Source organism: Roseateles sp. P5_D6 (assembly GCF_054049415.1).
Genome location: NZ_JBFUMK010000056.1, coordinates 1 through 1,217 on the forward strand (window position 1 = coordinate 1; position 1,217 = coordinate 1,217).

Consider the following 1,217-nt stretch of genomic DNA (forward strand, 5'->3'; position numbering starts at 1 on the left):
CCGAACGTCCACGCGTAGTTGGCGATGGGGCCTTCCGCATCCGTGCTCCCCGCACCGGAGAAGCTCAGGTTCGCGCCCACCTGCCCACTCGTCGGGCCGCTGATGTTGGCCACCGGCGCCTGGTTGGCCGGCGCCGTGATCACCACCGCCTGCGTCTTGCTGTTGGTCAGGCCTCCAGCGTCGGTCACCGTCAGCGTCACCGTGTAGCTGCCTGCCGCGCTGTAGCTCTTCGTGGCCGACACCCCGCTGGCGCTCGTGCCGTCCCCGAACGTCCACGCGTAGCTGGCGATCGGGCCTTCCGCATCGGTGCTGCCGGCGCCGGAGAAGCTCAGGTTCGCGCCCACCTGCCCGCTGGTCGGGCCGCTGATGTTGGCCACCGGCGCCTGGTTGGCCATGCTGCCCGGCGYCCACGCCTCCACCTCGACAATGCGCGAGAGATAGTAGGCCGAGCTGTTCACCAGCACGCGGATGCGCTGTGTGGTGATGGGCGCGAAGGCGAACTGCCGCCACACCTTGTTGTTGTTGATGACGCTGCCGCCCGGCACATCCACCCACCCGGTACCGTTCCAGTACTGGACTTCGAAGTGCAGGATACCGAAGTTGCTGAACGTCATCGCCAGCGTCGGCACTGAGGGCGAGTAGGCGTTGTCCTGCAGCGTGAACACATCGATTTCGCTGATCGTCTGCATGCCGTTGAAGTCGATCTGCACCCAGTCCGGGTAGACGCCCGAAGTGCCATCCGCCCACGCRCCGCCCGCTCCCCAGTTCAGCCCCAGCCGATCGCCGTCGATGACCGCGCTGGCGGGAAATCTGGAGTCAAAAGTGCTGGACGCTGTGGCGACGCYGCCGTTGGCGGCTGCAGCAACATTGACCGCCTGTCCTCCCGTTGCCGCCGTGATCACCACCACCTGCGTCTTGCTGTTGGTCAGGCCTCCAGCGTCGGTCACCGTCAACGTCACCGTGTAGCTGCCCGCCGCGCTGTAGCTCTTCGTGGCCGACACCCCGCTGGCACTCGTGCCGTCGCCGAACGTCCACGCGTAGTTGGCGATGGGGCCTTCCGCATCCGTGCTCCCCGCACCGGAGAAGCTCAGGTTCGCGCCCACCTGCCCACTCGTCGGGCCGCTGATGTTGGCCACCGGCGCCTGGTTGGCCGGCGCCGTGATCACCACCGCCTGCGTCTTGCTGTTGGTCAGGCCTCCAGCGTCGGTCACCGTCAG

At 67.4% G+C, this 1,217-nt stretch carries 1 protein-coding gene; it reads right to left on the reverse strand.

Features of this window, described 5'->3' with window-relative positions; all coding sequences use genetic code 11:
• Nucleotides 1–1,217, reverse strand: a 1,217-nt coding sequence (locus ACXJKM_RS30070; protein ID WP_457356667.1) for a PKD domain-containing protein, incomplete at both ends; no start/stop codon positions are given.